This window comes from Streptomyces sp. NPDC107521 (assembly GCF_055598485.1).
Window position 1 is genome coordinate 118280 of record NZ_JBVKAT010000015.1, and the last position, 26935, is coordinate 145214.

The window sequence follows — 26935 nt, forward strand, 5'->3', positions numbered from 1 at the left end:
CCCCGGCCCGGCCGGGTCAGGACGTCCAGCCGCTGCGCCGCCAGGCGCCCGCGCCCGGGACGGGCACCCCGGTCATCACGAAGGCCCGGGACGGCGGGCGGGCGCCCTCCGCCGGCCCGCCGTCCCGGGCGGCCGCCGCCGCGCGGGCGCCCTCCTCGGCCAGCCGCGCCCAGAGGACCATCAGCGCGGCCAGTTCCTCGGGGTCCGGGGTGCCGCGCACCACCCGCACGTGCGAGCCGCTCACAGCGGGATGTTCCCGTGCTTGCGGGGCAGCCGGGTGACCCGCTTGTCGGCCAGGGCGCGCAGCGCCGACGCCACCTCGCGGCGGGTCTCCCGCGGCATGATCACCGCGTCCACGTAGCCCCGTTCGGCGGCCCGGTAGGGGTTGCACAGGGCCTCCTCGTACGCGGCGCGCAGCCGGTGCGCGGTCTCCTCGGGGTCGTCGGCCCGCTCGACCTCCCTGCGGTGGAGCACGGTGACCGCGCTCTGGCCGCCCATGACGGCGATCTCGGCGGTGGGCCAGGCGAGGTTGACGTCGACGCCCAGGTGCTTGGAGCCCATCACGCCGTAACCGCCGCCGTAGGCCTTGCGGGTGACCACGGTGACGGTGGGGACGGTGGCCTCGGCGTAGGCGTAGATCAGTTTCGCGCCGCGGCGGATGATGCCGCCGCGTTCCTGGTCCAGGCCGGGCAGGAACCCGGGGACGTCGACGAAGGACAGGACGGGGACGTGGAAGGCGTCGCAGGTGCGGATGAAGCGGGCGGCCTTCTCGCTGGCGTCGATGTCGAGGGCGCCGGCCATCATCTGCGGCTGGTTGGCGACCACGCCGACGCTGCGGCCCTCGACCCGGCCGAAGCCGCAGATCATGTTGCGGGCGAACAGCGGCTGCACCTCCAGCAGTTCGCCGTCGTCGAGGACGGCCCGCAGCACCTGGTGCATGTCGTAGGGGCGGCTGGGCTCGTCGGGGACGAGGGTGTCCAGGGCGAGGTCGGCCGGGGAGAAGGTGTCGGGGTCCACGGCGGGGGCGTACGCGTCGACGGGTGCCTCGGACATGTTGTTGCTCGGCAGGTGGCCGAGGAGCAGCCGGACGTACTCGAAGGCGTCCTTCTCGTCGCGGGCGAGGTAGTGGGCGTTGCCGGAGACGGTGCTGTGCACGGCGGCGCCCCCCAGTTCCTCGCGGCCGATGCGCTGGCCGGTGACGGCGTGCAGCACCTCCGGGCCGGTGACGAACATGTGCGAGATGCCGTCGACCATCACCACGAAGTCGGTGATGGCCGGGGCGTAGACGGCGCCGCCCGCGCAGGGCCCGGTCATCAGGGAGATCTGCGGGATCACCCCGGAGCCCTGGACCTGGCGCCTGACCATCTCGGCGTAGTGGGCGAGGGCGACCACGCCCTCCTGGATGCGGGCGCCGCCGGAGTCGTTGATGCCGATGACGGGGCAGCCGATGCGCAGGGCCAGGTCCATGACCTTGTTGATCTTCTCGCCGTAGACCTCGCCGAGCGCGCCGCCGAAGACGGTGAAGTCCTGGGCGAACAGGCACACCCGGCGGCCGTCGACGGTGGCGTGGCCGGTGACGACGCCGTCGCCGAGGGGGCGGTGGCGTTCCATGCCGAAGTCGTGGCTGCGGTGGCGGGCCATGGCGTCCAGCTCGACGAAGCTGCCGGGGTCGACCAGGGCCTCGATGCGCTCGCGGGCGGTCAGCTTGCCCCGCTCGTGCTGTCTGCGCACGCCGGGCGCGTCCTCGGCGGCGGCGCGCAGTTCCTCGCGGCGGGCCTCCAGTTCGGCCAGTCGGGCCGCGGTGCCGGGGCGGGTGCGGGGGGCCGGGGCCCCGGGCGGGTCCGGGGCGGGCGCCGGGGGCGGTGCGGGGGTGTCCGACACGGGCTGGTACCTCCCTGGGTACGCGGACGGCGGGTGCGGGGGCGGGGCGGTGCTGGAGCGGCGGGGGCGGTGGTGGGGGCGCCGCGGGAGGAAGGGGGGCCGGTCAGGGGGTGCCGAGGCCGGCGGCCGCGAGGGTGCCGGCCTCGTACAGGCCGCGGGCGGCCCGGCGCTGGACCTTGCCACTGGTGGTCTTGGGCAGGCTGCCGCGCCGTACCAGCAGGACGTCGTCGGTCTCCAGGCGGTGGTTGTCCCAGACGGCGTCGCGCACCAGGCGGCGCAGCCGGGCGGGGGCGGTGGCGCGGGCCGTGCGGCCGTCCACCTCGACGACCACGACCAGGCGTTCGGCGGTGCCGTCGTCGACGCAGAAGGCGGCGGCGCAGTTGGGGTGCAGGCCGGGGGCGCTGGTCTCGGCGGACAGTTCGATGTCCTGGGGGTAGTAGTTGCGGCCGGTGCGCACGATGACGTCCTTGAGGCGGCCGTTGACGAAGAGTTCGCCGTGGTGGAGGAAGCCGAGGTCGCCGGTGCGCAGGTAGGTGCGGCCGTCCTCGTGGCCCGGGGCGGGGCGGGCGCGGAAGACCTGTTCGCTCAGCGCGGGCCGGCCGTGGTAGCCGCCGGCGACGCAGGGGCCGCTCACCCAGATCTCGCCGATGGTGTCCTCGCCGGCCGGTACGAGGGTGCCCGGGTCCACGATCAGTACGCGGGTGCCGCCGACCGTGCGGCCGCAGCCGACGAGGGGGCTGGTGCCGGGGGCGGCGGCGGGGCGGGTCACGACGCGGCCGGCGCGGCGGGCGTCGTCGTCGAGCCAGAGGACGGTGGGGGTCTTGCCGCCCTGGTCGCCGGTGGCCTTCAGGGTGTTCTCGGCCAGGCCGAAGCCGGGGCACATGGCGCGGGCGTCGAAGCCGTGGGGGGCGAAGGCGGTGGTGAACGCCTCGATGGCGTGCCAGCGCACGGGTTCGGCGCCGTTGGCCGCCACCTGCCAGCAGGACAGGTCCAGTCCCGGGGGCACCGCGCCGGCCGCGGCGGCCCCGGCGCACAGTTCGTAGGCGAAGCTGGGGGCGGCGGCGTGGGTGCCGCGGAAGCGGGAGATCGCCTCCAGCCAGCGGGCCGGGCGGCGGATGAACGCCTCGGGTGCCATCAGGTAGGCGGGGGTCCCGCAGAGCAGGGGCAGGATCACGCCGAAGAGCATGCCCATGTCGTGGAAGAGGGGCAGCCAGGAGACGACGGCGCTGCCGGGGCCGCACGGCCAGGACTCGCGGGTCTCCGCCGCGTTGTGCAGGAAGTTGGCGTGGGAGACGACGACGCCCTTGGGGTCGCCGGTGGAGCCGGAGGTGTACTGGAGCAGGGCCGGGGCGTCCGGTCCGGGCGGGGGCGGGAGCGCCGTGCCGGCGGGCCGTGCGGGCAGGGTGTCGGTGGCGATCAGGTCCAGGCCGTCGAGTCCGGGGCCGTCGCCGAACCGTTCCAGCAGGTCGGTGCGGACGGCGGCGGTGGTGAGCACGGTGCGGGTGCCGGCGTCGCGGGCGACGCGCCGGACCCGCTCCAGGGAGCGGGTCCGGGTGGGCACTTGCAGGGGGGCGGCCACCACGCCCGCGCGCATGCAGCCGAGGAGGGCGCGGACGAACTCCGGGCCGGTGGGGTACAGGAGCAGCGCGGGGTGTCCGGCCAGTCCCGCGGCGGTGAGGGCCGCCGCGCGGTCGGCGGTGGCGTCGGCCAGGTCCCCGTAGGTCAGGGGCGGTTCGGGGTGTTCGCCGTCGCGCAGGAAGACGTAGGCGGTGTCGTGGGGGTGGGTGAGGCCGCGCAGGGCGAGGGCGCCGGTGAGGGTGTGCGCCCCGTCGGTCACGTGCTCGGTGAGCTCGGCGGTCATCGTTCGCACTCCTTGTCGAGCCGGGCGAGCCGCCCGCGGTAGAAGGTGAGGGGGTCGTCGTGGCCGGCCGCGGTGCCGGGGCCGAGCAGGCCCAGGGCGGTCACGGCGCCGACGACGATGCGGTGGTCGCCGCCGGGGTGTTCGTCGGCGAGGGCGCACTCCAGGTAGGCGACGCCGTCGCGCAGGACGGGGGCGCCGGTGGTCGTGGTGAGGCAGTCCAGGCCGTCGAAGGAGGGCTGTCCGCGGGCCGCGAAGCGCAGGGCGGTGGCGCTCTGCGCGGCGGCGAGGATGCTGACCGCGAAGCGGCCGCGGGTGCGGACCGCGTGGAGCAGGCGGGAGTCGTGGCGCAGGCAGAACAGGACGAGGGGCGGGTCGAGGGAGACGGAGGTGAAGGAGTTCACCGTCGCACCCGTCCAGCCGTCGCCGGTGTCGGCGGTGACGACGGTGACGCCGGTCGTGAAGTGACCGCACACCCGGCGCATGGCGTCCGGGCCGGGGGCGGTCCGGTCCGCGGCGGGCGGGGCGGGGGTGAGCAGGCGGGGGTCAGTCGTCATCGCCGAGGTCCCTGCCGCCGCCGCGCAGTCCGTAGGAGCGGACCAGGCGCTGCACCGAGGGCTGGGCCTCGCCGCGTATCCAGCGCAGGGTGCGCAGCCGGCCGCGCAGGCTCAGTACGTACTCCAGGTCGTCCGGGTCGCCGAAGCCGTAGATCGGGGGGACGATCCGGTCGTGGCGCAGGCGCCGCATGATGCGGTCGGCGGCCTCGCAGGGGGCGGTGTCGCCGGCGGCGACCCGGCGGCACAGGTCGAGGGTGGAGTCGAGCAGGTCGTCGTACTCGGGGACGGTGCGGTGGCAGACGCCGCGGGACGGGTCGGCGCGCAGTCCGGCGAGGGCCTCCTCAAAGGCGCCGCGGGCCAGTTCCTTGGCGCTGCGTTTGAGGGAGAGCGCGTCGAACATCGTGCCCAGCAGCCATACGCGGGCCAGGGCGCTCCAGAGTTCGAAGGAGCCGCCGGCCGCGAGGGCCGCGCCGACGAGGGCGTCGTGGCGGTCTGCCATGCCGTGCTGGAGGCGTTCCAGGTAGCGGAAGCGGCCCGGGGAGAAGTCGTCGTCGCGGGCGGCGGCCAGGATGTCCCCGGCGGCGACCAGGACGAGCTGGGCGGAGGCGTAGAGGTCGCGGCCGAGCAGGGGGTCGCCGCCGAGAGCGGCCCGGTCGAGGAGGAGCATGCGCTCACCGGCGGTGCGGGTGGCGCGCCAGTGGGGTGCCGGGTCGTTCCAGGAGGCCATCGGGCGGGCTCGGGCGAGCTGGGCGGCGAGGGAGGGGTGGGGTCCGGCGTGGCGCAGGACCTCCTGCCAGAGGTCCTCGGTGCTCTGCCCGGGCGGGGCGGGGTGGCGGCTCGCGTCGAGGGAGAGGGTGACGACGGCGGGGGCGGTGGGCGGCGGGGTGCCGTCGCCGTTGCGGAAGTGGCCGATCTGGAGCCAGCCGCCGTCGAAGAGGTGGGTGAGGACGCCCTGGGACCAGGGGTGGGAGCCGGGGCGGGGCGGGGCGATCAGTTCGTAGGGCCGTACGCCGACGGCGTGGAAGCCGTGGACGCGGGTGGCGCGGAGGGTGGTGCGTTCGGCGCCGAGGGCGCGGGCGACGGCGGAGTCGGGGCCCTGGGTGTCGATGACCATGCGGGTGCGCAGTTCCCGGCCGGAGTCGAGGGTGAGCCGGACGCCGTGGTCGTCGGCGACGGCCTTGTCGACCCGGGTGCGCTGCTGTGTGCGCACGCCGCGCCGTGCGGCGCCGGCGAGGAGCCAGGCGTCCAGGTCGGGCCGGTGGAAGTGGCTCTCGCCGTGTTCGGAGGGCACGTTGAACTGGAGGCTGTGGGCGGCCCGGTGTTCCCTGCCGGGTTCGTGGTGGGCGAAGCCCCAGGTGCGGTGGACGCCGGAGTGGTGGGAGACCTCGGTGCGGACCCGGCCGGCGTCGGCGAGGAGGGCGGCCTCGGGCAGCCGGTAGCGGGTGGCGATCAGTTCGTAGAGGAACGAGGTGCACGGCAGGGTCGCCTCGCCGCCGGTGACGCGGGGCAGCTGGTCCTCGCCCAGGAGCTGCACGGTCAGGCCGCCGCGGGCGAGGGCGAGGGCCAGCAGGGTGGCGGTGGGCGTGGTGCCGAGGATGGTCACGTCCGCGTCGTCGGCGGGGCGGGCGCCGTGGTGGTCGGGCTGGCTGGTCATGTTCGCCATCACCTGTTCGGATCGGGCACGTTCGGGTGCCGGTCGGGTGCCTGCGGGTGCGGGCCGGGGCCGCGCGGGTGGGCGCGGGTCAGCGGCCGGGCACGTGTTCGCGGGCGAAGGAGCTCATGGCGCCGGTGATCGTGCCGGCGATGTGCGCGGGGGCCTTGGTCCTGGCCCAGGCCGCGGTGCGGGCCATGCGCGGCGGTGTGGCGTGGAAGAAGTGGTTGTCGGGGCGGTCCAGTCGCAGGGGCGGGGGGAGGAAGTCGGCCCGGCCGAGGAGGTCGAAGATGCGGGTGGACGCCTCGCGGGGGTCCAGGGTGCCGTTCTCGACCCGGTCGCTGATGGCGGTGGAGGCGCGCAGCAGTTCGTTGGTGGGTTCGTGGGTGGGGAAGGGGGAGCCGAGGTACTTGGCGTTCTCCAGGTCGCGCAGCGGCTGTGTGTCGCCGAAGCGGCGCAGGCGGTCGTAGGCGGTCTGGAGGCCGAAGGTGCCCAGGACGGTGGAGACGGCCCAGACCCGGAAGACCGCGTTCCAGAGGTCGTAGTCGCGGAAGGCGGTGAAGGAGCTGTTGACCAGGTCGTCGTTGGAGTCCAGCAGGCGCTGTTCGAGCTGTTCGACGGGGGCGAAGCGGTCGCGGGAGAAGTCGTCGTCGCGGACGGCGTCGAGCAGGCGGTGGGCGAGGACGTTGACGACTTCCAGGGTGTTGGTCATGCCGCGGGAGTAAAGGGCGTCGATGAAGCCGGCGGCGTGTGCGGTGACGCAGTAGCGGTCGCCGACGGTGCCGGTCGCGGAGTACTGCAGGCGGCCGGTGGAGACCCATTCGCGCACGGGGCGGGCGTCGCGGAACTGGGGGGCGATGTCGGGGAAGCGGCGCAGGAAGTCGTCGAACTCCTGCTGGGGCGGGCCGTCGGGGCGGGGGTGGCGGCGGGGGTCGAGGGTGAGGCCGACGCTGACGAGGGGGTTGGTGCCGTTCTTGGTGTTGTCGAAGGGGATGACCCAGAGCCAGCCGCCGTCGAAGACGTGGTGGAGGGTGCCCTCGTGCCAGGGGCTGGGGTTGCCGTAGGCGCGGGGGTTGCGCATCACCCGGTCGTAGGGGGTGACGTTGACCATGTGGGTGAACAGGGACCGGGAGTGGTGGCGGAAGCGGGTGGGGGTCTCGCGCAGGCCGAAGCGTTCGGCGACCGGGGAGCGGTGGCCGCTGGCGTCCACGACGTAGCGGGCGAGGAACCGGGTGCCGCCGGCGGCGCTCAGGGTGACCCCGGAGCCGTCGATGTCGATCTCCTCGATGCGGGTGTTCTGGCGGACCTCCGCGCCGTAGCGGGCGGCGGTGTACGTCATGTAGGCGTCGATGTCCTGCCGGAAGAAGTGGTTCTCGGTGTGCAGCATCCGGGGGATGACGAACTGGTTGACCTCGTGGGGCCGCTGGGCTCGGCCCTCGCGCTGGTAGACGAAGCCGAAGTTGCGTTTGATGCCGCAGGCGCCGGTGACGTGCTTGCGCACGGAGGCGAAGCTGGACAGGTGGCCGATCTCGGGCACGCCGTAGCGGGCGGCCACCACCTTCAGCAGGACGGAGGTGTAGGGGATGGTGGATTCGCCGATGGCGAAGCGGGGGTGGCTGCCGGCGTCCAGCAGCAGCACCTTGGCACCGTTGCGCGCGAGCACCGACGCCAGGATCGAGCCGGCGATGCCGGCTCCCAGGATGGCGACGTCGTGGCGTTCGGTCATCTGATGCCTCTTTCGTTCTGGTGCTGCCGGTCCGGTGTGCGGCCGGCCGGCCGGTGCGGTGCCGGTCGTGGGCGGTGCCGTCGGGGCGGCCGGGCGCGGGGCGCGGGTTCGGGGGTCGGGGTCAGGGGGTGCGGGGTGCGGGGTCAGGGGGTGCGGGGTGCTGGCGGGCGACTTCCCCGGCGAGGAGCCGTCCCCAGCCGATGGCCGGGATCTCGAAGAAGGGCCGCGGTTCCAGGCGCAGGGCGAGGTCCTTGCGGTAGCGGGTGATGAGCTGGCTGACGCCGAGGGAGTCGAGGCCCATGTCGAGCAGGTCGATGTCGTCGGTGATCTCGGCGCGTGCCACGCCGAGCTGGTCGGCGAGGGTGTCGCGGACGTAGGTGTCGAGGAGGTCCTCGTGCCGGTCGGGCGGGGCGGTGAGGACGTGGGTGAGCAGCGGGGAGGGGGCGGTGCCGGGGCCGCCGGGTCCGGCGGCGCGGATGCCGGCCAGCAGGGGGCGGGCGCGGCGGGATTCCAGGAGGGGTTTGAGGGTGTCCCAGTCGGTGCCGGAGACCACCGCGTGGGCGTGGTCCTCGCGCATCAGGGCGCCGAGCTGGTCCAGTCCGGTGCGGGCGTCCAGGGCGCGCAGGCCGAGGGCTTCCAGGCGGGCCAGGAGGTCGTCGCCGCCGAGGCCGCTGGCGATGTTCCAGGGTCCCCAGCTGATGCTGAGCGCGGGGCGGCCGGTGGCCCGGCGGTGGGCGGCCAGGCCGTCCAGGAAGCGGTTGGCGGCGGCGTAGGCGGCCAGGTGGGCCGATCCCCAGACGGAGGCGATGGAGGACATCAGGACGAGGAAGTCCGGTTCGTTCCCGTCCAGCAGCCGGTGGAGGGTCCAGGCGCCCTCGACCTTGGGCCGCAGGACGGCGTGGAGTTCGGCGGGGTCGGCCTCGTCGATGTTCTGTGCTCCGGCGAGTCCGGCGGCGTGCACGACGCCCCGTACGGGGCGGCCCTCGGCGGCGGCGGCGGTGAGGAGGTCGCGCATGGCGGGTTCGTCGGTGACGTCGGCGCGGGCGACGGTGACGCGGACGCCGCGGTGTTCCAGGGCGCGTACGGCGCGGACGCGGTCGGCGGCCGGGTCGTGGGGGGCGGCGGAGGGCCCGGTGGCGGTGAGGGTGTCCCACTGGTCGCGCGGTGGCAGTCCGGAGCGTCCGGTGAGGACGATGTGGCGGGCGCCGCGGTCGGCGAGCCATGCGGCGAGGGTCAGGCCGAGGCCGCCGAGGCCGCCGGTGACGAGGTAGGAGGCGTCGGGGCGCAGGGCGGGCGGTGCGGTGTCGGGGGTGGTGTCCGCGGGCGGCCGGGGGGTGAGGCGGGGGACGAGGCGTTCGCCGGCCCGCAGGGCGATCTCGTCCTCCTCGCCGGGGTGCAGCAGTTCCGCGGTGAGGCCGGCGGCCGCGTCGTCGTCGGGGTCGAGGTCGATGCTGGCGCCCCAGAGGGCGGGCTGTTCGAGGGCGGCGACCTTGCCCAGGCCGATGAGCATGGTGCCGGCGAGTCCGGCGGTGTCGTCCTTCTCGCGGGCGCTCTGGGCGCCCCGGGTGACGAGCCAGAGCCGCGCCGGGCCGTCGGGGCCGGCGGCGGTGCCGTCGGCGAGTGCCTGGAGCAGGTGGACGGCGGTCTCCGGGCCGGTGGCGCGGGCCAGGGCGAGGTCGGCGGCGGTGGCCGTGTCGCCCGGGGGGACGTCGAGGGAGGCCAGGTGGACCACGCGGTCCAGCGGGGCGTGTTCGGTGAGCAGGGCGCGCAGCCGGGCGGGGTCGCCGGCGGGGACGGTCAGGGGGCCGGGCGCGGGGCCGGCGGCGGTGGTGAGCCGGGCGGTGACGACCGTGCCGCCGCGGGCGGTGAGGCGGGCGGCCAGGTCCTGGGCGATGCCGCCGGAGTCGGCGAGGAGCAGGGTGCGGCCGGCCGGGGCCTCGTCGGTGGCCGGGGCGGGGGCCTGCTGCCAGGTGACGGTGTAGCGCAGGGTGCCGGCGGTGCCGGCGGGGGTGCCGGGTGCGGTGTCGGGGGTGGCCGGGGCGGTGGGGGCGGTGGCCGGGGCGAGGGGGTAGGACAGGGGGCGGCGCTGGAAGGCGTAGGTGGGCAGGGGGACGTGGCGGGGGGTGTCGGGGGTGTGCAGGGCGGTGAGGTCGACGGGGGCGCCCCAGGTGAACAGTTCGCCGAGGCTGTCCAGGATCTGGGTGTTCTCCGGTGTGCCGCGGCGCAGGGAGGGGAGCCGGAGCAGGGGGTCGGTGTCCTGGTCGGGCAGGGTGCGGGCGGTGAGGCCGAGGAGGGTGCGGCCGGGGCCGGTCTCGATGAGCGCGCCCGCGCCGGAGCGGGCGAGCGCGAGCAGTCCCTGGTGGAAGCGGACCGGCAGGCGGGCGTGCCGGGTCCAGTAGGCGGGGTCGGCGAGGGTGGCGCGGTCCAGTGCCTGTCCGGTGAGGTTGGAGTAGACGGGGATGCGCGGCTCGTGGAACCCGATGGCGGCGGCGGCCTCCCGGAGGGGGGCGAGGACGGGGTCGAGCAGGGGTGAGTGGAAGGCGTGCGAGACGGCGAGGCGGCGGCCGGTGACGCCGTCGGCGGCGAGTTCGGCGGCGATCTCCTCGATGGCGTCGGCCGCGCCGGACAGGACGGTGTCGCGGGGGCCGTTGACGGCGGCGAGCGAGACGCGGTCGGTGCGCGGGCCGATGGCGCGCAGGGCGTCCTCCTCGCCGAGGGGCAGGGCGAGCATGGCGCCGGGGGTGCGCACGCTCTCCATCAGCCGGCCGCGCAGGGCGATCAGGCGCAGGGCGTCGGGCAGGTCGACGGCGCCGGCGACGCAGACGGCGGCGTACTCCCCCACGCTGTGCCCGATCAGGGCGGACGGCCGTACGCCCCAGGACTGCCAGAGTTCGGCCAGGGCGTACTCGACGGCGAACAGGGCCGGCTGGGTCCAGGCGGTGCGGGCCAGTTCGTCGCCGTCGGGGGCGAACACCACGTCGTGCAGGGAGGGTTCGCCGTCGGTGGCGAGCAGGTCGGCGCAGCGGTCGAACGCCCGGCGGAAGACGGGTTCGGTGTCGTGGAGCTGCCGGCCCATTCCGGCGTACTGGGTGCCCTGGCCGGGGAAGAGGAAGGCGGCCTTGGCGCGCTGGGGCCGGCGGGCGCGGCGCGGGGCGGGGCCCTCGCCGTCGGCGAAGGCGCGCAGGCGGGCGGTGAGGCCGGGCAGGGTGGTGGCGGTGAAGGCGGCGCGCAGGCGTTGTGCGGCGCGTGCGGTGGCGGCGGTGCGGGCGACGGCGGGCAGGGGGGTGGCGGGGTGGGCGTCGAGGTGGGCTGCCCAGTGGCCGGCGAGTTCCCGCAGGGCGTCCTCGCCGCGGGCGGAGAGGACGACGAGTTCGGCCGGGCGGGCGGGGAGGGGGTCCGCCCGGGGGGTGTCGGTGGCCGGGCGGGGGGCGGGCGGTTCCTCGACCAGCAGGTGGACGTTGGTGCCGCTGGCTCCGAAGGAGCTCACGCCGGCGACGCGGGGCTGTCCGTCGGCGGGCCAGGGGGTGTGCTCGGCGGCGACGGTCAGGTGCAGCCGGTCCCAGTCCACGTTGGGGTTGGGGGTGCGGAAGTGGAGGCTGGCGGGGATCTGTCCGTGCCGGACCGCGAGCACGGCCTTGATCAGTCCGGCGATGCCGGCGGCGGCCTCCAGGTGGCCGATGTTGGTCTTCACCGAGCCGACGAGCAGGGGGTGTCCGTCCGGTCGCCGGCTGCCCAGGACCTGGTGCAGGCTGCGCAGTTCGATGGGGTCGCCGAGGGGGGTGCCGGTGCCGTGGGCCTCGACGTACCCGACCTGTCCGGCGGGCAGTCCGGCGTCCTCCAGCGCGGCGGTGATCACGTCCTGCTGGGCCTGGGCGCTGGGTACGGAGATGCCGCTGGCGTGTCCGTCGTGGTTGACGGCGCCGCCGCGGATCACGGCCAGGACGCGGTCGCCGTCGGTGAGGGCGTCGGACAGGCGTTTGAGGACCACGACGCCGCAGCCCTCGCCGCGTCCGTAGCCGTCGGCGGTGGCGTCGAAGGTCTTGCAGCGTCCGTCGCGGGCGACCGCCCCGGCCTTGCTGACCAGGACGAAGCCGTAGGGCGAGAGGATGACGTTGACGCCGCCGGCGAGGGCGAGGTCGGTCTCGCCCTGGCGCAGTGACTGGCAGGCCTGGCGGACCGCGAGGAGGGAGGAGGAGCAGGCGGTGTCGACGACCTGGGCGGGGCCGCGCAGGCCGAGGGTGTGGGCGATGCGGCCGGCGATGAAGCTGTTCTCGCCGAGGATCTGGTAGGCGTCGATGCCCTCGGGGGCGCCGAACTGCTGGCGCATGCGGACGTAGTCGCTGGTGCTGACGCCCATGAAGACGCCGGTGCGTGAGCCGTCGAGGCCGTCCGGGGGGATCGCGGCGTCCTCCAGGGCCTGCCAGGCCACTTCGAGGGCGATGCGCTGCTGCGGGTCCATGCCGGCGGCCTCGGCGGGCGCGATGCCGAACAGGGCGGAGTCGAAGGTGTCGACGCGGTCGAGGAAGCCGCCGTCCAGGACGTAGGCGGTGGCGGGTGTCCCGGGGTCGGGGTCGTAGTAGGGGGTGGTGTCCCAGCGGTCCTGGGGGAAGGGGCCGATGGCGTCGGTTCCCCGGCCGAGCATCCGCCACATGGCCTCGGGCGAGTCCGCGCCGCCGGGGAAGCGGCAGCCGATGCCGACGACGGCGACGGGGGCGTGCCGGGCGGCCCGCTGTTCCTCCACCGTGGCGCGCAGGGTGGAGATGGTGCGGGCGGCCTGGGCGAGCAGGGCCCGCACGTCGCCGGTGGCGGCGGTGGGTGGGTTCATCGTTCCTCCTGCTCGAACAGCTCGGTGGCGGCCGCCAGTTCGGCTTCGAGCCGGGCGGTCAGGTCGTCCAGGTCACCGGCGGCCGGACCGTCCGGGGCGCCGTCGGGGACGGGGGCGGCGAGGTCGGGGGCCGCGGTGCCGTCGGGGTCGGCGGCGGGGGGCCCGGTGGGCCGGGACGGGCCGGCGGGGGGCGGTGGTGCGGCGGGGGGCGGGGTGTCCGCTCCGGTCACCGGCGGGGTGTCCGCTCCGGTCACCTCGGTGGCCAGGAAGGCGGCGAGTGCCTGCCCGTTGGGGTGTTCGAAGGCCAGCGTCGCCGGCAGCGGGCAGCCGAACCGGCGTTCCAGCCTGACCTTCATCTCCAGGGCGGTGATGGAGTTCAGTCCCAGCTCGAAGAAGCCCTGGCGCGGCTCCAGTTCGTCCTGTCCGTCCAGGCCGAGGACCACCGCGACCTCCTCCAGCACGCAGTCGAGCACCAGGTCGGCGCGGGCGTCGGCGGGCAGGGTGCGCAGCTTGTCCAGCAGGGCGTCGGCGTCGCCGGGGGCGGACCGCTCCCGTTCGGCCAGGGCGTCGAACAGGGGGAACGGCAGTGCCTGCCGGTAGAGCGGCAGCAGCAGTCCCCAGTCGACGTCGGCGATCTCGGCGGCGGGGTGGCCGGACGCGGTGACCCGGTCGAGGAGTTCCCGGGCGGTGGCGGCCGTGAACGGGGTCATGCCGCTGCGGGTCAGCCGCTGGGCGCTGTCCCGGTCGAGCAGGCCGACGTCGCTCCAGGGTGCCCAGGCCACGGAGGTGGCGGGCAGTCCGCGGGACCTGCGGTGGGCGACGAGCGCGGTCAGCACGGCGTCGACCGGGGCCTGTGTCCCGGCGCCGATGGCGCCCCAGCTTCCGGCCACGGTGCTCCACACCTGGAACAGGCCGGGCTCGGTGCCGGTCCGGCGGCACGCCCGGTGGAGCAGCCACGCGCCGTTCGCGCGGGCGGTGAGCGCCTCCTCCAGGGCGCGGGCGTCGGGCGCGGTGCCGGAGGGCAGGTTCCAGTCGGCTCCCAGCCACACGATGCCGCCGACCGGGCGGCCTGCGGCGGCCTGCTCCTCCAGGAGCCGTACGGCGTGTGCGGCTCCCTCGATCCGGGGGACGCTCAGCACCTGTCCGGCGCCGCGTGCGGTGAGCCATCCGGCGACCTGTGCGGCGAGCGGTCCGGCGGTGCCGGCCACGAGGTAGGCGCGGGCCGGGTCCAGCCGCACCGGTGCGGGGGGCGCGGCCGGGGCGGGGGCAGGCAGCACCCGTGCGGCCAGTCTCCGGCCGCGGCGCAGCGCGAGCCGGTCCTCGGCGGGGCCGCCGGGGGCGGGGTGGCGGCCGAGTTCGGCGAGGACGGCGTCGGCGTCGGCGCGGGGGCCGGCGCTGAGCGGGTCCAGGTCGAGGACGGCGCCCCAGGCGGTGGGCTGTTCGACTCCGGCGACCACCGCGGCCCGGCGCAGCGCGGCCTGGGCGGGGGACGGTTCCTCCAGGTCGTCGACGGCCACGGCGCCGCGGGTCACCCACCACAGCCGGGCGCCGGCGCCGGCCGCCGCCACGGCGGCGGTGGCGTCCGGGGCCGCCGCGCACGCCCCGGCGACGGCGGCCGCGTCGGGCACCGGGTCCTGGGGCAGGTCGAGTCCGGACAGGTGCACCACGGCGGCGCAGCCGGGTCCGGCGGCCAGGTCCCGCAGGGCGGTGCCGAGCCGTTCGCGCAGTCCGCCGGCCGGGCCGGGGGGCAGCAGGCGCACCGGTGTTCCGCGCCGGGTCAGTGCGGTGGCGAGCGCGTCGGCGACGCCGGAGGCGTCCGCGAGGAGCAGGACCGTGCCGGGGGCGGGCGGCGCCGGTACCGGCGCGCCGCCGGGCGGGCCGGCCGCGGGCTCCGCCCCGGCTGTGGCGGGTCCGGGTCCGGTGGCGGGCAGTTCCTGCCAGCCGGGGACGTGCACGTGCGCGGCGTGGCGGCGGTCGGTGTCCGGGTCCGGGCGGTGCGCGGCGGGGGCGGCCGGGCGGATGCCGGTCAGTTCGGCCAGGGGGCGGCCGTCCGGGTCGGCGATCAGCACGTCGGCCGCCGGGGCGGGTCCGGTGTCCTTCCCCGGGGCGGCGGGGGTGATGTGGAGGACGACGTGCTCGCCGGGCACGCCGTGCACGGTGACCGAGTCCACCGAGCCGGCCGGGGCGGCCGGGGCGGTGCCGGGTGCGGGGTCGCCGGGGGTGAGCAGCGCGGGGGCCCCGAGGGCGATCCCGGCGAGGTCGGGGGCCAGGTGCCAGCGCATGGCGGCCGGGGCGCGGCGCAGTTCGCACCGGATCCGGTCGCCGTCGGTGCGCACCGAGAGGACCTCGGCCGCGGTCCCGGCGAGCGCGGCGGCGCGGGCGCGCAGTCCGGCGCCGGCCTCGGTGCCGGTGGCCGCGGGGGCGGGGCCGCGCGGGCCGGCCGGGAGGGCGGTCCCGGCGGCCAGGCTGAGCGGGCGGTCGCCGTCCGGGGCGGTGATCTCGAAGCGGTGGGCGCCGGGGGCGTCCGGGGAGCGGGTCAGGGTCAGGGCGGCGGTGCGGGTGCCGTCGGCGGCGGGTGCGGGCAGGGCGGTGCCGAGGGTGACGCCGGTGAGCCGGACGGTGCGGTCGCCGCCGAGGGCCGTGCGGGCGGCGGCGACCGCCAGCTCCAGCCAGGCGGCGGGGGGCACCAGGGGCGGGTCGGCGGCGGGGTCGGCGCCGAGCGCGGTGACGAGTTCCGCGTCCAGGTCGGCCTCGACCACGGTGGTCCCGCCGGTGCGCACGGTGCGGGCGGTCAGCGGGTGGCCGGTGCCGGCCGTGGCCGGCCGTCCCTCCACCCAGTAGCGGCGGTGCTCCCAGGGGTAGCCGGGGGTGGTGACGGGGCCCCGGGGGCGGGGGTGGAGCCGGTGCCAGTCGACGGCGGCGCCGCCCGTGTGCAGGGCGCCGAAGGCGGTCAGCAGGGCGCTCTCGCCGTCCTCGCCGCGCACCAGTGAGGGGACGAGCAGTCCCTCGGTGCCGTCGGCGCGCAGTTCCTGTTCGATCGGGGTGAGCTGGACCGGGTGCGCGGACAGTTCGACGAAGGTGTCGTGGCCGTCGCGGGCGGCGGCGCGCACGGCGTCGGCGAACCGGACGGGCATGCGCAGGTTGTCGCCCCAGTAGCGGGCGTCCATCGGGCGGCCGGTGACGGCGCCGTCCACCGAGGAGTACAGGGGCACGCGCGGGGGCGCGGGGTCGAGCCGTCCGGTGAGCGCCTCGACGAGTTCGGCGCGCAGGGGTTCGACCCAGGGGCTGTGTGCGGGGCCCCCGGCGTCCACCATGCGGCAGAAGACGTTGCGTTCCTTGAGGGTGGCGGCCAGTTCGGCGAGGGCGGCGCTCTCGCCGGAGACGACGGTGGAGGCGCGGCTGTTGACGATGGCGACGCACAGCCGGTCGCCGTGGCGGGCGATCTCGCGGGCGGTGGCGTCGGCGTCGAGGCCGACGACGGCCATGCCGCCCAGGCCGACCAGGGAGCGCAGCAGGCGGGTGCGGCGGACCATCACCTCGGCGGCGCGGGGCAGGTCCAGGGCGCCCGCGCACAGGGCGGCGGAGACCTCGCCCATGCTGTGGCCGATGACGGCGGCGGGCCGCACGCCGAGGTCGTCCCAGGCTGCGACGAGGGCGTGCTGGACGGCGAACAGCAGGATCTGGCGGTCGAGTTCGTCGGCGGGTTCGGCGCCGGCGGCGATGGTCGCGGCGGGTGACCAGTCGAGGAAGGCGGACAGGGCGCGGTCGGCCCCGTCGAGCGCGGCGCGGAAGGCCGGGTTGCGCAGGGCGAGCGGGCGGGCCATGCCGGGCCAGTAGGAGCCGTGGCCGGAGAAGACGAAGACCGGTCCGCGGTCCCGCTCGGCGGCGCGGGCGAGGACGGTTCCGGGGGCGTCGCGGCCCTCGGCGAAGGCGTCGAGGCGGTCGGCGAGTTCGGCGCGGTCGCGGCCGACGACGGCCAGGCGGTGGTCCAGGTGGGAGCGGCGCAGGGCGAGGGTGGCGGCGAGGTCGGCGGCGCCGGGCGCGTCCGGTGCGGTCAGCAGGTCGCGGTGGGCGGCGGCGCGGGCGCGCAGGGCGCGGGGGGAGGCGGCGGACAGGGTGAGGAGCTGGGGGGCGGCGGTGCCGGGGGCCTGCGGGTCCGCCGCGGCGGGGGCCGTGTCGGGGGCGGGCGGGCCGGCGGGGGCTTCGGCGAGGACGACGTGGGCGTTGGTGCCGCTGAACCCGAAGGCGCTGACGCCCGCGACGCGGCGGCGGCCGCCGCGCGGCCAGGGGCGGGTGGCGGTGGGCACCCGCAGGGGCAGTTCGTCCCAGGGGACGGCGGGGCTCGGCCGGTGGAAGTGGAGGTGGGCGGGGAGGGTCCCGTGGTGCAGTGCGAGGACCGTCTTGATCAGTCCGGCGATGCCGGAGGCGGCCTCCAGGTGGCCGATGTTGGTCTTCACCGAGCCGACCAGGCACGGGCCGAGGCCGGCGGGCCGTCCGTGCAGGGCGGCGCCGAGGGCGTTCAGTTCGATGGGGTCGCCGAGCGGGGTGCCGGTGCCGTGGGCCTCGACGTAGTCCAGGTCGGCGGGTTCCACCCGGGCGTCGGCGAGGGCGGTGCGCAGCAGCTCCTCCTGGGCCGGGCCGTTGGGGGCGGTGAAGCCGCTGCTGGCGCCGTCCTGGTTGACGGCCGAGCCGAGCACGAGGGCCAGGACCCGGTCGCCGTCGCGGCGGGCGGCGGACAGCGGTTTGAGGACGACGGCGCCGCAGCCCTCGCCGCGGGTGTAGCCGTCGGCGGCGGCGTCGAAGGTCTTGCAGCGGCCGTCGGCCGCCAGGGCTCCGGCCGCTCCGCTGGCGCGGTGGATGGTGGTGTCGAGGATGAGGTTGACGCCGGCGGCGACGGCCAGGTCGCTCTCCCCGGCGCGCAGGCTGGCCGCGGCCAGGTGGATGGCGACGAGGGAGGAGGAGCAGGCGGTGTCGACGGCGAGGCTCGGGCCGCGCAGGCCGAGCAGGTAGGACAGGCGGCCGGGGGCGGCGCTGAAGGAGGTGCCGGTGCCGTAGAAGGCGTCGACGCTGCGGGCGGCCACGCGCTGGGCGTAGTCGGTGGAGTTCATGCCGAGGAACACGCCGGTGCGGGTGCCGTCGAGGGAGGCGGGCGCGATGCCGGCGTGTTCCAGGGCCTCCCAGGCGACCTCCAGGAACATCCGCTGCTGGGGGTCCATGACCCGGGCCTCGCGCGGGGGGATGCGGAAGAAGGGGGCGTCGAAGCCCGCGGGGTCGTCGAGGAATCCGCCCCACCAGGTCCGGGCGTCGTCGAAGCGGCCCTCGGGGGCCCGGCGGACGGCGTCCACGCCGTCGGTGAGCAGCCGCCAGTAGGCGTCGGGTCCGTCGGCGCCGCCGGGGAAGCGGCAGCCGACGCCGACCACGGCGATCGGCTCGGGCGCCGGTGGCGGGCCGGTCCGGACGGCGGCCGCGGGGACGCCGGCGGTGGTGGCGGTGTCCGGGGCGGCGGGAGCGAGGGCGGCCGGGGCGGCGGGAGTGGCCGGGGCGGGGGGTGTCCGGCGGTCGAGCAGGTCGGCGAGGTGGGCGGTCAGGCGCCGCACGGTGGGGTGGTCGAAGGCCGCGGTCCTCGGCAGCCGCACGCCCAGTGAGCGTTCCAGGGCCTTGCACAGCTCGACGGCGCCGAGGCTGTCCATGCCCAGGTCGGCGAAGCCGCGGGCGCGGGCGACCGCCGCCGGGGAGGCGAGGCCCAGGACCCGGGCGGCGCAGGAGGCGACGAGGTCGGCCAGGGCGGCCCGGTCCGGGCGGGCGGGGGCCGGTTGCGCGGCGGGCCGGGGCGCCCCGTCCGCCGGGCGGCCGCCGGCCGGGGTGGTGCCGGCGGTGTTCCCGTCCGCCGGGTGGCCGCCGGGGTGGCCGGTGAGCAGCCGCAGTCCGTCGGTGCGGGCGACGAGCCGTCCCTCGGTGTCGAACAGGCTCAGTTCGCCGCGGAGTTCGGCGGGCAGCGCGGGGGCGGCGGGGGGTGTCCGGATCTCCTCCGGGGTGCCGCCGGGCACCTCGAACCACAGCGGTTCGCCCTGCCAGGGGTAGCGGGGCAGGTCGCGTGCCGGGTCGGGGTCGGGTTCGACGTGCCGCCAGCGGATGTCGGCGCCCGCCGTGTACAGCTCGGCGAGCGCGGCCCGGGAGGTGCGCACGGCGTCGGTGTCGCGGCGCAGGGTCGCCACCACCCGGCCGTCGGTGCCGGCGGCGGCCATGGTCTGGAGGAGGGGCTGGGTGAGCACCGGGTGCGGCCCGATCTCCAGGAAGACGCGGTGTCCGGCGGCCAGGGCGCGGGCGGCGGCGTCGGCGAACCGGACCGGTTCGCGCACGTTGCGGCCCCACCAGGAGGCGTCGAGGGCGGGTTCGGGTCCGTCGGGGGCGGTGCCGCTGGTGCGCAGCAGGGGCAGGGTGGGTCCGTCGGGGGCCAGGCCGTCCAGCAGTGCGGTCAGTTCGGCCCGGTGGGGGTCCATCTGGGGGCTGTGGAAGGCGTAGGTGCCGGGCATGTCGCGGCAGGTGACGCCGCGGGCGGACAGCCGGGCGGTGAGGGCGGACACGGCGGCGGCGGTGCCGGACACCACGGCGGCGGAGGGGCTGTTGACGGCGGCCAGGCAGAGGTCGTCGCCGAACGGCTCCAGCAGCGGCAGCAGTTCGTCCTCGGGCAGGGCGACGGCGGCCATGCGGCCCTGTCCGGCGGAGCGCTGCAGGAGGCGTCCGCGGTGGACGGCGATGCGGACCGCGTCGGGCAGGCTCAGCGCGCCGGCGACGTGGGCGGCGGTGATCTCGCCCATGCTGTGGCCGATGACGGCGGCGGGTTCGATGCCCCAGGAGCGCCACAGCGCGGTGGCGGCGATCTGCAGGGCGAGGACGGCGGGCTGGGCGATCTCGGTGTCGGCGAGCCGGGAGCGGCCGGCGCCGGCGCGCAGTTCGGCGGCGGGTGACCATCCGGCGGCCTGCCGCACGAGGGCGTCGACCTCGTCCAGGGCGGCGGCGAAGACGGGTTCGGCGTCGAGGAGTTCGCGGCCCATTCCGGCCCACTGCCCGCCCTGTCCGGAGTAGACGAAGCAGACCGGGAGGCGTTCGGGTTCCTCGTCGGGCAGGGGGGTGCCGGTGCCGTCGGGCGGGGCGGGGGCGGGGGCGGCGAGGAAGGTGTCGAGGTCGGCGGCGAGGTGGGCGGCGGTGGTGCCGGTGACGGCGAGCCGGTGCTCGGCGTGGTGGGTGCGCAGCCGGGCGGCGCCCGCGGTCCAGGGGGCGGGGTCGCCGGGGCGGGCCAGCAGGCGGTCGCGGTGGGCGCGGGCCAGTTCGCGCAGTGCCTCGCCGGAGCGGGCGGACAGGGCGAGCACGCGGGTCCCGGCGGTGCCGGGCGCGGCGGGCCCGGCGGGTGGCGTGCGGGGGGCGGGGGCCTCGACGACGACATGGGCGTTGGTGCCGCTGAGGCCGAAGGCGCTCACTCCGGCGAGGCGGGGGGTGTCCTGCGGCCAGTGGACCGGTTCGACGGGCACGCGCACCGGCCAGCGGTCCCAGCGGATCGCCGGGCTGGGGCGGTTCAGGTGGAGGTTGGGGGGGATCAGGCCGTGGTGGACGGTGAGCGCGGCCTTGAGCAGTCCGGCGACGCCGGCGGCGCCGTCGGTGTGGCCGAGGTTGGTCTTGAGGGAGCCGACCAGCAGCGGGGTGCGCGGGTCGCGTCCCTCGCCCAGGACCCGGGCCAGGGCGCTCATCTCCAGCGGGTCGCCGAGCGGGGTGCCGGTGCCGTGGGCCTCGACGAAGCCGATGTCGGCGGGGGCGGCGCCGGCGGCGGCCAGCGCGTCGCGCAGCAGGTTCTGCTGGGCGGCGGCGCTGGGCACGGTCAGGCCGGCGCTGTGTCCGTCGTGGTTGACGGCGGAGCCGCGGATGACGGCGAGGACCCGGTCGCCGTCGGCGCGGGCGTCGCTCAGGCGCTTGAGGACCAGGACCGCGCATCCGTCGCCGCGGACGATGCCGTCGGCGGCGGCGTCGAAGACCTTGCAGCGGCCGTCGCGGGCCATCGCGCCGACCTTGGACATGAAGATGGTCAGTTCCGGGGCGAGGAGCAGGTTGACCCCGGCGACCAGCGCGGTGTCCGACTCGCCGGTGAGCAGGCTCTGCCGGGCGAGGTGGGCGGCGACGAGGGAGGAGGAGCAGGCCGTGCTGAGCGCGACGCTCGGCCCGTTCAGGCCCAGGAGGTAGGACAGCCGGCCGGGCCCGAAGCTCGCCTCCTTCCCCGACGCGTACCAGGGGTCGATGCCCGTGCGGCCGGCCTCCTGCGCGTGGCGCAGGAAGTAGTCGGCGCCGAGTCCGCCGGACCACACCGAGGTGCGGGTCCCGGCCAGGGTGCCGGGCACGATGCCGGCGTTCTCGAGCGCCTCCCAGGCGACCTCGATCAGCAGCCTCTGCTGGGGGTCGATCTGGCGGGCCTCGCGCGGCGCGATGCCGAAGAAGCCCGCGTCGAAGCGGTCGGGGTCCGGCAGGAACCCGCCCCAGCGCGCGTAGGTGCGGCCGGGCGCGTCCGGGTCGGGGTCGTAGATGCCGGCCAGGTCCCAGCGGGAGGGGGGGACTTCGGTGATGACGTCCGTCCCGTCCCGCAGCAGGCTCCAGAAGGTGTCCGGGCCCGTCACCCCGCCGGGGAAGCGGCAGCCCGCCCCGACGATCGCCACCGCGTCGGCTGCTGTGGAGGTCATTTCAGCAGTGCCGCCCCGGAGGGGGTGGTCAGGCTGCCGAGGTGCTGGTGCCAGAGGTGGTCGGGGTCGCTCTCGACCGCGGCGACGATCCTGCGCATGGCTTCCAGCGCCCGTGGCTCGTCGTCGTCGTAGACGTCGCCCTGGAGCATCTTCAGGACGTCGAGCCGGTACCTCGGGTCCTGCACGAAGGCCGTGAACAGGATGTTGAGGCGGTAGTAGATGCTGATGAACTCGTACCAGTTGCCGACGCCGCGGCGCAGGGTGCGCTCGTACTCGGCGAACCGGGGCTTGGTGAAGTCGCCGGCCTCGGCGGCGGCGATGATGTCCTTGGTGGCGATGCGGGCGCTGTTGAGGGCGACGCTCACGCCGCTGGAGAAGATCGGGTCGACGAAGCGGGCGGCGTCGCCGATGAGCACCCAGTTGTCGCCGGTGATCTCCTTCATGCCGTAGCTGTAGTCGCCCTCGGCCTTGAAGGGGCGGACCCGCTCGGAGTCCTCCAGGGCGCTGCGCAGCTCCGGCCGGCTGCCGACGCAGTCCCAGAAGAAGCCCTCCAGGTCGTCCTTGGAGGCGGTGAAGTACTTCTTCTGCGTGACGACCCCGATGCTGGTGATGGTGTCGGTGATCGGGATCTGCCACACCCAGGTGTCGGTGATCGGCAGGAAGTGGATGAAGATGTAGTCGGCCTTCTTCTTGTCGTGCGACAGTGCGCTGCGGTCCAGGCCCTCGAACCAGGTGTGCACCGCGTACTGGTTGAAGACCGGGTCGGGCACCTTCAGCTTCATCTGGCGGCCCAGCATGGTGCCGCGTCCGCTGGCGTCGACGACCATGCGCACGGTGTGGGCGGCGCCGCCGCGCACGGGGCGCAGCACCGGGTTGTCGCCGGAGAAGTCGACGCTGCCGATGCGGGTGTCCTCCAGGACCTTGGCGCCGCAGGACGCGGCGTGCTGGAGGAGGAGCTGGTCGAACTTGCCGCGGTCGACGTGGTAGGTGTGGGCCTGTTCGACGCCGGGCTGGTCGCGTTCGTCGAACTCGATCTCGGCGGCGCCCAGTCCGTGGGAGAGGCCGGAGAATCCGAGGGTGGGGATGCCCTTGGGGGCGGCGGAGGTCCAGGCGGCCCCGAACTTGCGGGGGAAGCCGGCCTGTTCGACGAGTTCCAGGGCGCCGATGTCGCGCAGCACCGGGGTGGTGGCGGGTACCAGGGACTCTCCGACGTGCGGGCGGGGGAAGGTTTCGCCTTCGAAGACCGCCACGGACAGGCCGGCCCGGGCCAGGTAGCTGGCCGCCGTGGAGCCCGCGGGGCCCCCGCCGATGATGCCGATGTCGTAGTCGACTGCGGACAAGACTGCTCCTCTGCGATCGGTGTGGGGTGGGTCAGGCCATCGCGGCGGGGTCGCCCTGGAGCCGGAAGACCAGGGCGCTGATGGTCTCCAGCGTCTTGAAGTTGCGGCCGACGATGTGCTCGGGCGGGATGTACAGCCGGTACCGCTCCTGGATGCGGGCGATCAGCTCGGTGGTGTTCAGCGAGGTGAGGATGCCGAGCTGGAGCAGCGGTGCGTCGGTCTCCAGGCCCGCTGTCCCCTCGGGCAGGAAGCGCTCCTCGATGAACGCCTTCAGTTCGGCGAGGATCTCGTCCTGGGCAACGGTCTCTTCGGGCATGCCTGCGGCCTCCGGGGTCCGGGCGGGGATACGGCGTGACGGCTCGGATCGCGCGCCGCGGGCGTCCCGCCGGGGCGGGGTCGGCCGCCGCGGGCGCGGGGACTGGGACCCGTCGGCTCCGAGTCCCGACGGTTTCCTGCAGGCCGTTCCGGGCGGGCCGGCCGCGGGTTCCCTGCGGTCGGCCGGGGGTCCGGGTGCGGTCGGCTGGGGCCAACCGTACTCAGCGACCCAGGGCCCGGGCTTCGCTCAACGTGATGAATTGCCGGGGGTCCACAGGGGCCCTTCTCCGTACCTAAGGGGGAGATCCGGGCGGGCCGGCGGGCGGGGGGAGGGCAGAAAGGATGAGTACCCGCGGCCGTCGCCGCGGGGCGCCCCGAGCGGTCAGGATCGACGCGGGCGTCCGCCCGCCCGCGGTCACCGCCGGGGGGCGGCGGCCGCGCCCTGCCGGTGCGGCACGGGCGGGACACGGCCGGCCGGTGCCGGAGGGGAGAGGGCGGGGCGGTGCCGGACCGGGCACTTCCCGGTGGCCGCTCCCCCGCCCGGTGTTCCGGTGGTGCCCCGGTGGTTGGTTCCGGTGATTCCTGGAGGTCGAGAGCAGTGCTGCGCGCCCAGCCCCTTCCCCAGCTGCTGTGCCTGCCGCACGCGGGCGGCAGCGCGGTGATGTTCCATCCGTGGCGTGCCCGGTTCGCCGGCGCCGCCCGGGTGGTGCCGGTGGAACTGCCCGGGCACGGGCGGCGGCGCGCCGAACCCCCCGTCCGGGACTTCGGCGCCCTGGTGGACCTGCTGGCCGGCGAGCTGGCCGCGGTGGTCGACGGCCCGTACGTGCTGTTCGGGCACAGCTTCGGCAGCCTGGTGGCCGCCGCGCTGGCCCGCGGGCTTCCCGGCCGGGCCGGTCACGCGCCCCTGGCGCTGGCGGTCTCCGGCCGCGACGGCCCGTGCGTCCCGCACCCCCGGGCGCCGCTGCACGACGCGCCCGCCGGTGAGCTGCTGCGCGGTCTGCGGGCCCTCCAGGGCACCCTGCCCGCCGTGGAGCAGAACCCGGAGCTGCTGGAGGTCTTCCTGCCGCCGCTGCGCGCCGACCTGGAGATGGCCGAGACCCACCGGTGGCCGGGGCCCGCGCCGCTGGCGTGTCCGGTGCAGGTGGTGGCCGGCGATCTGGACCCGCTCGTGGACGGGGCGGGGCTGGCCGCCTGGCAGCGGGAGACGACGGGGCCGTGCCGGGTGGCGCGGGTCCGCGGCGGCCACATGATCCTCGACTCCCCCGAACTGCACCGCTGTCTGGACGGCCTGCTGGCCCGCACCGCGCCGGCCGCCGGGCGCGGCGCCCCCGCCTCATCCCCGAACCCCCAGGAGACATCGTGGACTTCCAACTGAGCGCGGAGCAGTCCGCCCGCCGCGACCGCGTCCTGCGGCAGGTCGCCGAGGCGTTCCCCGCCGGGCGCCCGCCGGGCTTCGCCCGTGAGGACTGGCGCACGATGGGCGAACTGGGCCTGCTCGGCACCTGCCTGCCCGCCGAGTACGGCGGCGGCGGGCTGGGCGCGCTGGACACCGCCCTGGTGATCGAGGCGTTCGGGCGGGCGTGCACCGACACCGGCCTGGTCTTCGCCGCGAGCGCGCACCAGTTCGCCTGCTCGGTGCCCGTCGCGGCGTACGGCACGGACGCGGTCCGGAAGGGCCGGCTGCCGGACCTGGTCTCGGGGGCGGCCGTCGCGGGCAACGCCATGACGGAGCCGGAGTCCGGCTCGGACGTCTCCCGCCTGCGGGTGACGGCCCGTCAGGTGCCGGGCGGATGGGTCCTGGACGGCACCAAGAGCTTCGTCAGCAACGGCCCCGTCTGCGACCTCCTGGTCACCTACGCCACCAGCGACCCGGACCTGGGGCATCTGGGGCAGACCGCCTTCCTGGTCGACGCGTCCGCGCCCGGCGTCCGCCGCAGCGGGCCCTTCGACAAGATGGGCCTCTGGTCCTGCCGGGCCGGCTCGGTGGACTTCGAGGACTGCTTCGTGCCCGACGAGCAGGTGCTGGGGCAGCCGGGGGCGGGCGCGGCGGTCTTCCAGGCGTCGATGGGCTGGGAACGGGCCTGCCTGTTCGCCGGGTACGTCGGCCTGCTGGACCGGCTGGTCGAACGGTGCGTCCGGTTCGCCCGCGAGCGCCGCCAGTCCGGCCGCCCGATCGGCTCGTTCCAGGCGGTCTCGCACCGCATCGTGGACATGCGGCTGCGGCTGGAGGGCGCCCGGCTGCTGCTGTACCGGGCGTGCGCGGAGATGGACCGGGGAGAGCGCGCGGTGCTGCCCGTGGCGCTGGCCAAACTCGCCGTCTCCGAGGCCGCGGTGGCCGGCGCCCTGGACGCGGTACGGGTCTTCGGCGGGCGCGGCTACCTCGCCGACGACGGCATCGAGGCCATGCTGCGCGACTCGGTGCCGGCCGTGCTGTTCTCGGGCACCTCGGAGATGCAGAAGGAGATCGCGGCCAGGGAGCTGGGACTGTGAGGCTGTACGAACCGGTCGTCGAGGCGGCGCGCAGGACACCGCACGCCCTGGCCGTGGACGCGCCCGACGGGCAACTGGACTACGCCGCCCTGGACCGGCTGGCCGGCCGCTACGCCGCCGCGCTCACCGCCCGCGGGGCGCGTCCCGGTGACCGCGTGGTGCTGTGGGCGGCCAAGAGCCTGCACGGGGTGGCCCTGATGCAGGGCTGTCTGCGGGCGGGCGTGCTGTACGTGCCGGTGTCCTCGGCCAACCCGCCCCCGCGCGTGGCCCGGATCGCCGCGGCCTGCACGGCGGTGCTGGTGGTCACCGACGAGGAGGGCGCCGAGGCCGCGGCCGACGCCGGGGACCAGGCCCTGCCGTGCACCGTCTTCGGGGAGCTGCTCGCCGGCGCGGAGGGGGTGCCGGTGCCCGAGCCGGTGACCGGGTCGCCGGACGACGCGGCGTACATCCTGTTCACCTCCGGCTCCACGGGGGACCCGAAGGGGGTGTGCCTGAGCCACCGCAACGCGCTGTCGTTCGTGCGGTGGGCCGTCGGGGAGCTGGGCATCGGGCCGCACGACCGGCTCTCCAACCACGCGCCGTTCAACTTCGACCTGTCGGTGTTCGACCTGTACGCGGCGTTCCTGGCCGGGGCGAGCGTCCATCTGGTGCCCGAGCACCTGGCCTACGCCCCGGCGCAGCTGCTGGGCTTCGTCACCGGCCACGAGCTGACCGTCTGGTACTCGGTGCCGTCCGCGCTGACGCTGCTGATGACGCGCGGCGGGCTGCTGGAGCGGCCCGCGCCGCCGTCCCTGCGGGTGTGCGTCTTCGCCGGTGAGCCGTTCCCGCCCGCGCCGCTGCGCCGGCTGCGGGACGCCTGGCCGCACGTGCGGCTGTTCAACTGGTACGGGCCCACCGAGACCAATGTGTGCACCTCCCACGAGGTGCGCGACGCGGACCTGGCGACCGGGCGGGCGCTGCCCATCGGCACCGCCTGTTCCGGCGACACCCTGCACCTGGGCGAGCCGGAGCCGGGGCGGCGCGGGCGCGAGCTGCTGGTCTCGGGGCCGACCGTCATGCTGGGCTACTGGGGCGGGCCGCCGCAGCACGGCCCGTACGCCACCGGTGATCTGGTCGAGGCGGACGGCGAGGGGCTGCTGGAGTACCTGGGCCGGCGCGACCAGATGGTGAAGATCCGCGGGAACCGGGTGGAACTCGGCGAGATCGAGGCGGCGCTGGGGCTCCATCCGCGGGTGCGCGAGGTGGCGGTGCTGGTGGACGGCGAGGGCGTGGAGGCGCGGCTGCACGCCGTGGTCGTCCCGGAGCCGGACGCCGGGCCGGACCTCCTGGACCTCAAGCGGTGGAGCGCGCAGCGGCTCCCGTCCTACATGACGCCGGACTCCCTGAGCCTGGTGGGCGAACTGCCGCGCACCGACAACGGCAAGACGGACCGGCGCGTGCTGAAACAGGCGCTGCGGCCGCAGGGCCCACCGCGCTGACCGGCGGCGCCACCGGCCGGTACGGCGCCGCTGCCCCGCCCGGCCGGGCAGGCCCCCTGACGCCCGGCCGGGTGACGACCCTTCCCCCGTC

General features: G+C 76.3%; 13 protein-coding genes. 3 read left to right on the forward strand and 10 right to left on the reverse strand.

Features of this window, described 5'->3' with window-relative positions; genetic code table 11:
* Positions 1-16 precede the first annotated feature (16 nt).
* The 10 genes from ACZ7LB_RS22230 to ACZ7LB_RS22275 all read right to left on the reverse strand — a co-directional run bounded on the left by ACZ7LB_RS22230 (position 17) and on the right by ACZ7LB_RS22275 (position 22877).
* On the reverse strand, positions 17-244 hold the full coding sequence (locus ACZ7LB_RS22230) for an acyl-CoA carboxylase epsilon subunit (RefSeq protein WP_471470541.1): 228 nt from the start codon (positions 242-244) through the stop codon (positions 17-19).
* On the reverse strand, positions 241-1791 hold the full coding sequence (locus ACZ7LB_RS22235) for an acyl-CoA carboxylase subunit beta (protein WP_265293425.1): 1551 nt from the start codon (positions 1789-1791) through the stop codon (positions 241-243). Before ACZ7LB_RS22235 ends, ACZ7LB_RS22230 begins: the two co-directional genes overlap by 4 nt.
* 193 nt (positions 1792-1984) lie before the next feature.
* Positions 1985-3742 (reverse strand): fatty acyl-AMP ligase, encoded by a 1758-nt coding sequence (locus ACZ7LB_RS22240; protein WP_471470543.1) that lies wholly within the window; start codon positions 3740-3742, stop codon positions 1985-1987.
* Positions 3739-4296, reverse strand: a complete 558-nt coding sequence (locus ACZ7LB_RS22245) for a flavin reductase family protein (protein WP_471470545.1) — start codon at positions 4294-4296, stop codon at positions 3739-3741. The genes ACZ7LB_RS22240 and ACZ7LB_RS22245 overlap by 4 nt, the downstream gene beginning before the upstream one ends.
* Positions 4286-5950, reverse strand: coding sequence for an NAD(P)/FAD-dependent oxidoreductase (locus tag ACZ7LB_RS22250; RefSeq protein WP_471470546.1), 1665 nt, complete (start codon positions 5948-5950; stop codon positions 4286-4288). The genes ACZ7LB_RS22245 and ACZ7LB_RS22250 overlap by 11 nt, the downstream gene beginning before the upstream one ends.
* A gap of 88 nt (positions 5951-6038) precedes the next feature.
* Complete coding sequence (locus ACZ7LB_RS22255) at positions 6039-7673, reverse strand: NAD(P)/FAD-dependent oxidoreductase (RefSeq protein WP_471470548.1); 1635 nt, start codon at positions 7671-7673, stop codon at positions 6039-6041.
* Positions 7674-7794: 121 nt separating this feature from the next.
* Positions 7795-12498 carry an SDR family NAD(P)-dependent oxidoreductase gene (locus tag ACZ7LB_RS22260; protein WP_471470550.1) on the reverse strand — a complete coding sequence of 1568 codons (4704 nt, stop codon included), beginning with the start codon at positions 12496-12498 and terminating at the stop codon, positions 7795-7797.
* Positions 12495-21221: a type I polyketide synthase gene (locus tag ACZ7LB_RS22265; protein WP_471470552.1), complete on the reverse strand. Its 8727-nt coding sequence runs from the start codon at positions 21219-21221 to the stop codon at positions 12495-12497. Before ACZ7LB_RS22265 ends, ACZ7LB_RS22260 begins: the two co-directional genes overlap by 4 nt.
* The gene (locus tag ACZ7LB_RS22270; protein ID WP_471470554.1) at positions 21218-22561 is read right to left on the reverse strand and encodes an NAD(P)/FAD-dependent oxidoreductase; all 1344 of its coding nucleotides are present in this window, start codon (positions 22559-22561) and stop codon (positions 21218-21220) included. Before ACZ7LB_RS22270 ends, ACZ7LB_RS22265 begins: the two co-directional genes overlap by 4 nt.
* Positions 22562-22592: 31 nt before the next feature.
* Complete coding sequence (locus ACZ7LB_RS22275) at positions 22593-22877, reverse strand: acyl carrier protein (protein WP_161226145.1); 285 nt, start codon at positions 22875-22877, stop codon at positions 22593-22595.
* Positions 22878-23474: 597 nt separating this feature from the next.
* Here ACZ7LB_RS22275 and ACZ7LB_RS22280 point away from each other — a divergent pair.
* The 3 genes from ACZ7LB_RS22280 to ACZ7LB_RS22290 are packed head-to-tail and all read left to right on the forward strand — an operon-like array spanning position 23475 to position 26844.
* Positions 23475-24251 carry a thioesterase II family protein gene (locus ACZ7LB_RS22280; RefSeq protein WP_471470556.1) on the forward strand — a complete coding sequence of 259 codons (777 nt, stop codon included), beginning with the start codon at positions 23475-23477 and terminating at the stop codon, positions 24249-24251.
* Positions 24236-25366: an acyl-CoA dehydrogenase family protein gene (locus ACZ7LB_RS22285; RefSeq protein WP_471470558.1), complete on the forward strand. Its 1131-nt coding sequence runs from the start codon at positions 24236-24238 to the stop codon at positions 25364-25366. Before ACZ7LB_RS22280 ends, ACZ7LB_RS22285 begins: the two co-directional genes overlap by 16 nt.
* Positions 25363-26844 carry an AMP-binding protein gene (locus ACZ7LB_RS22290; protein WP_471470559.1) on the forward strand — a complete coding sequence of 494 codons (1482 nt, stop codon included), beginning with the start codon at positions 25363-25365 and terminating at the stop codon, positions 26842-26844. The genes ACZ7LB_RS22285 and ACZ7LB_RS22290 overlap by 4 nt, the downstream gene beginning before the upstream one ends.
* Positions 26845-26935 lie beyond the last annotated feature (91 nt).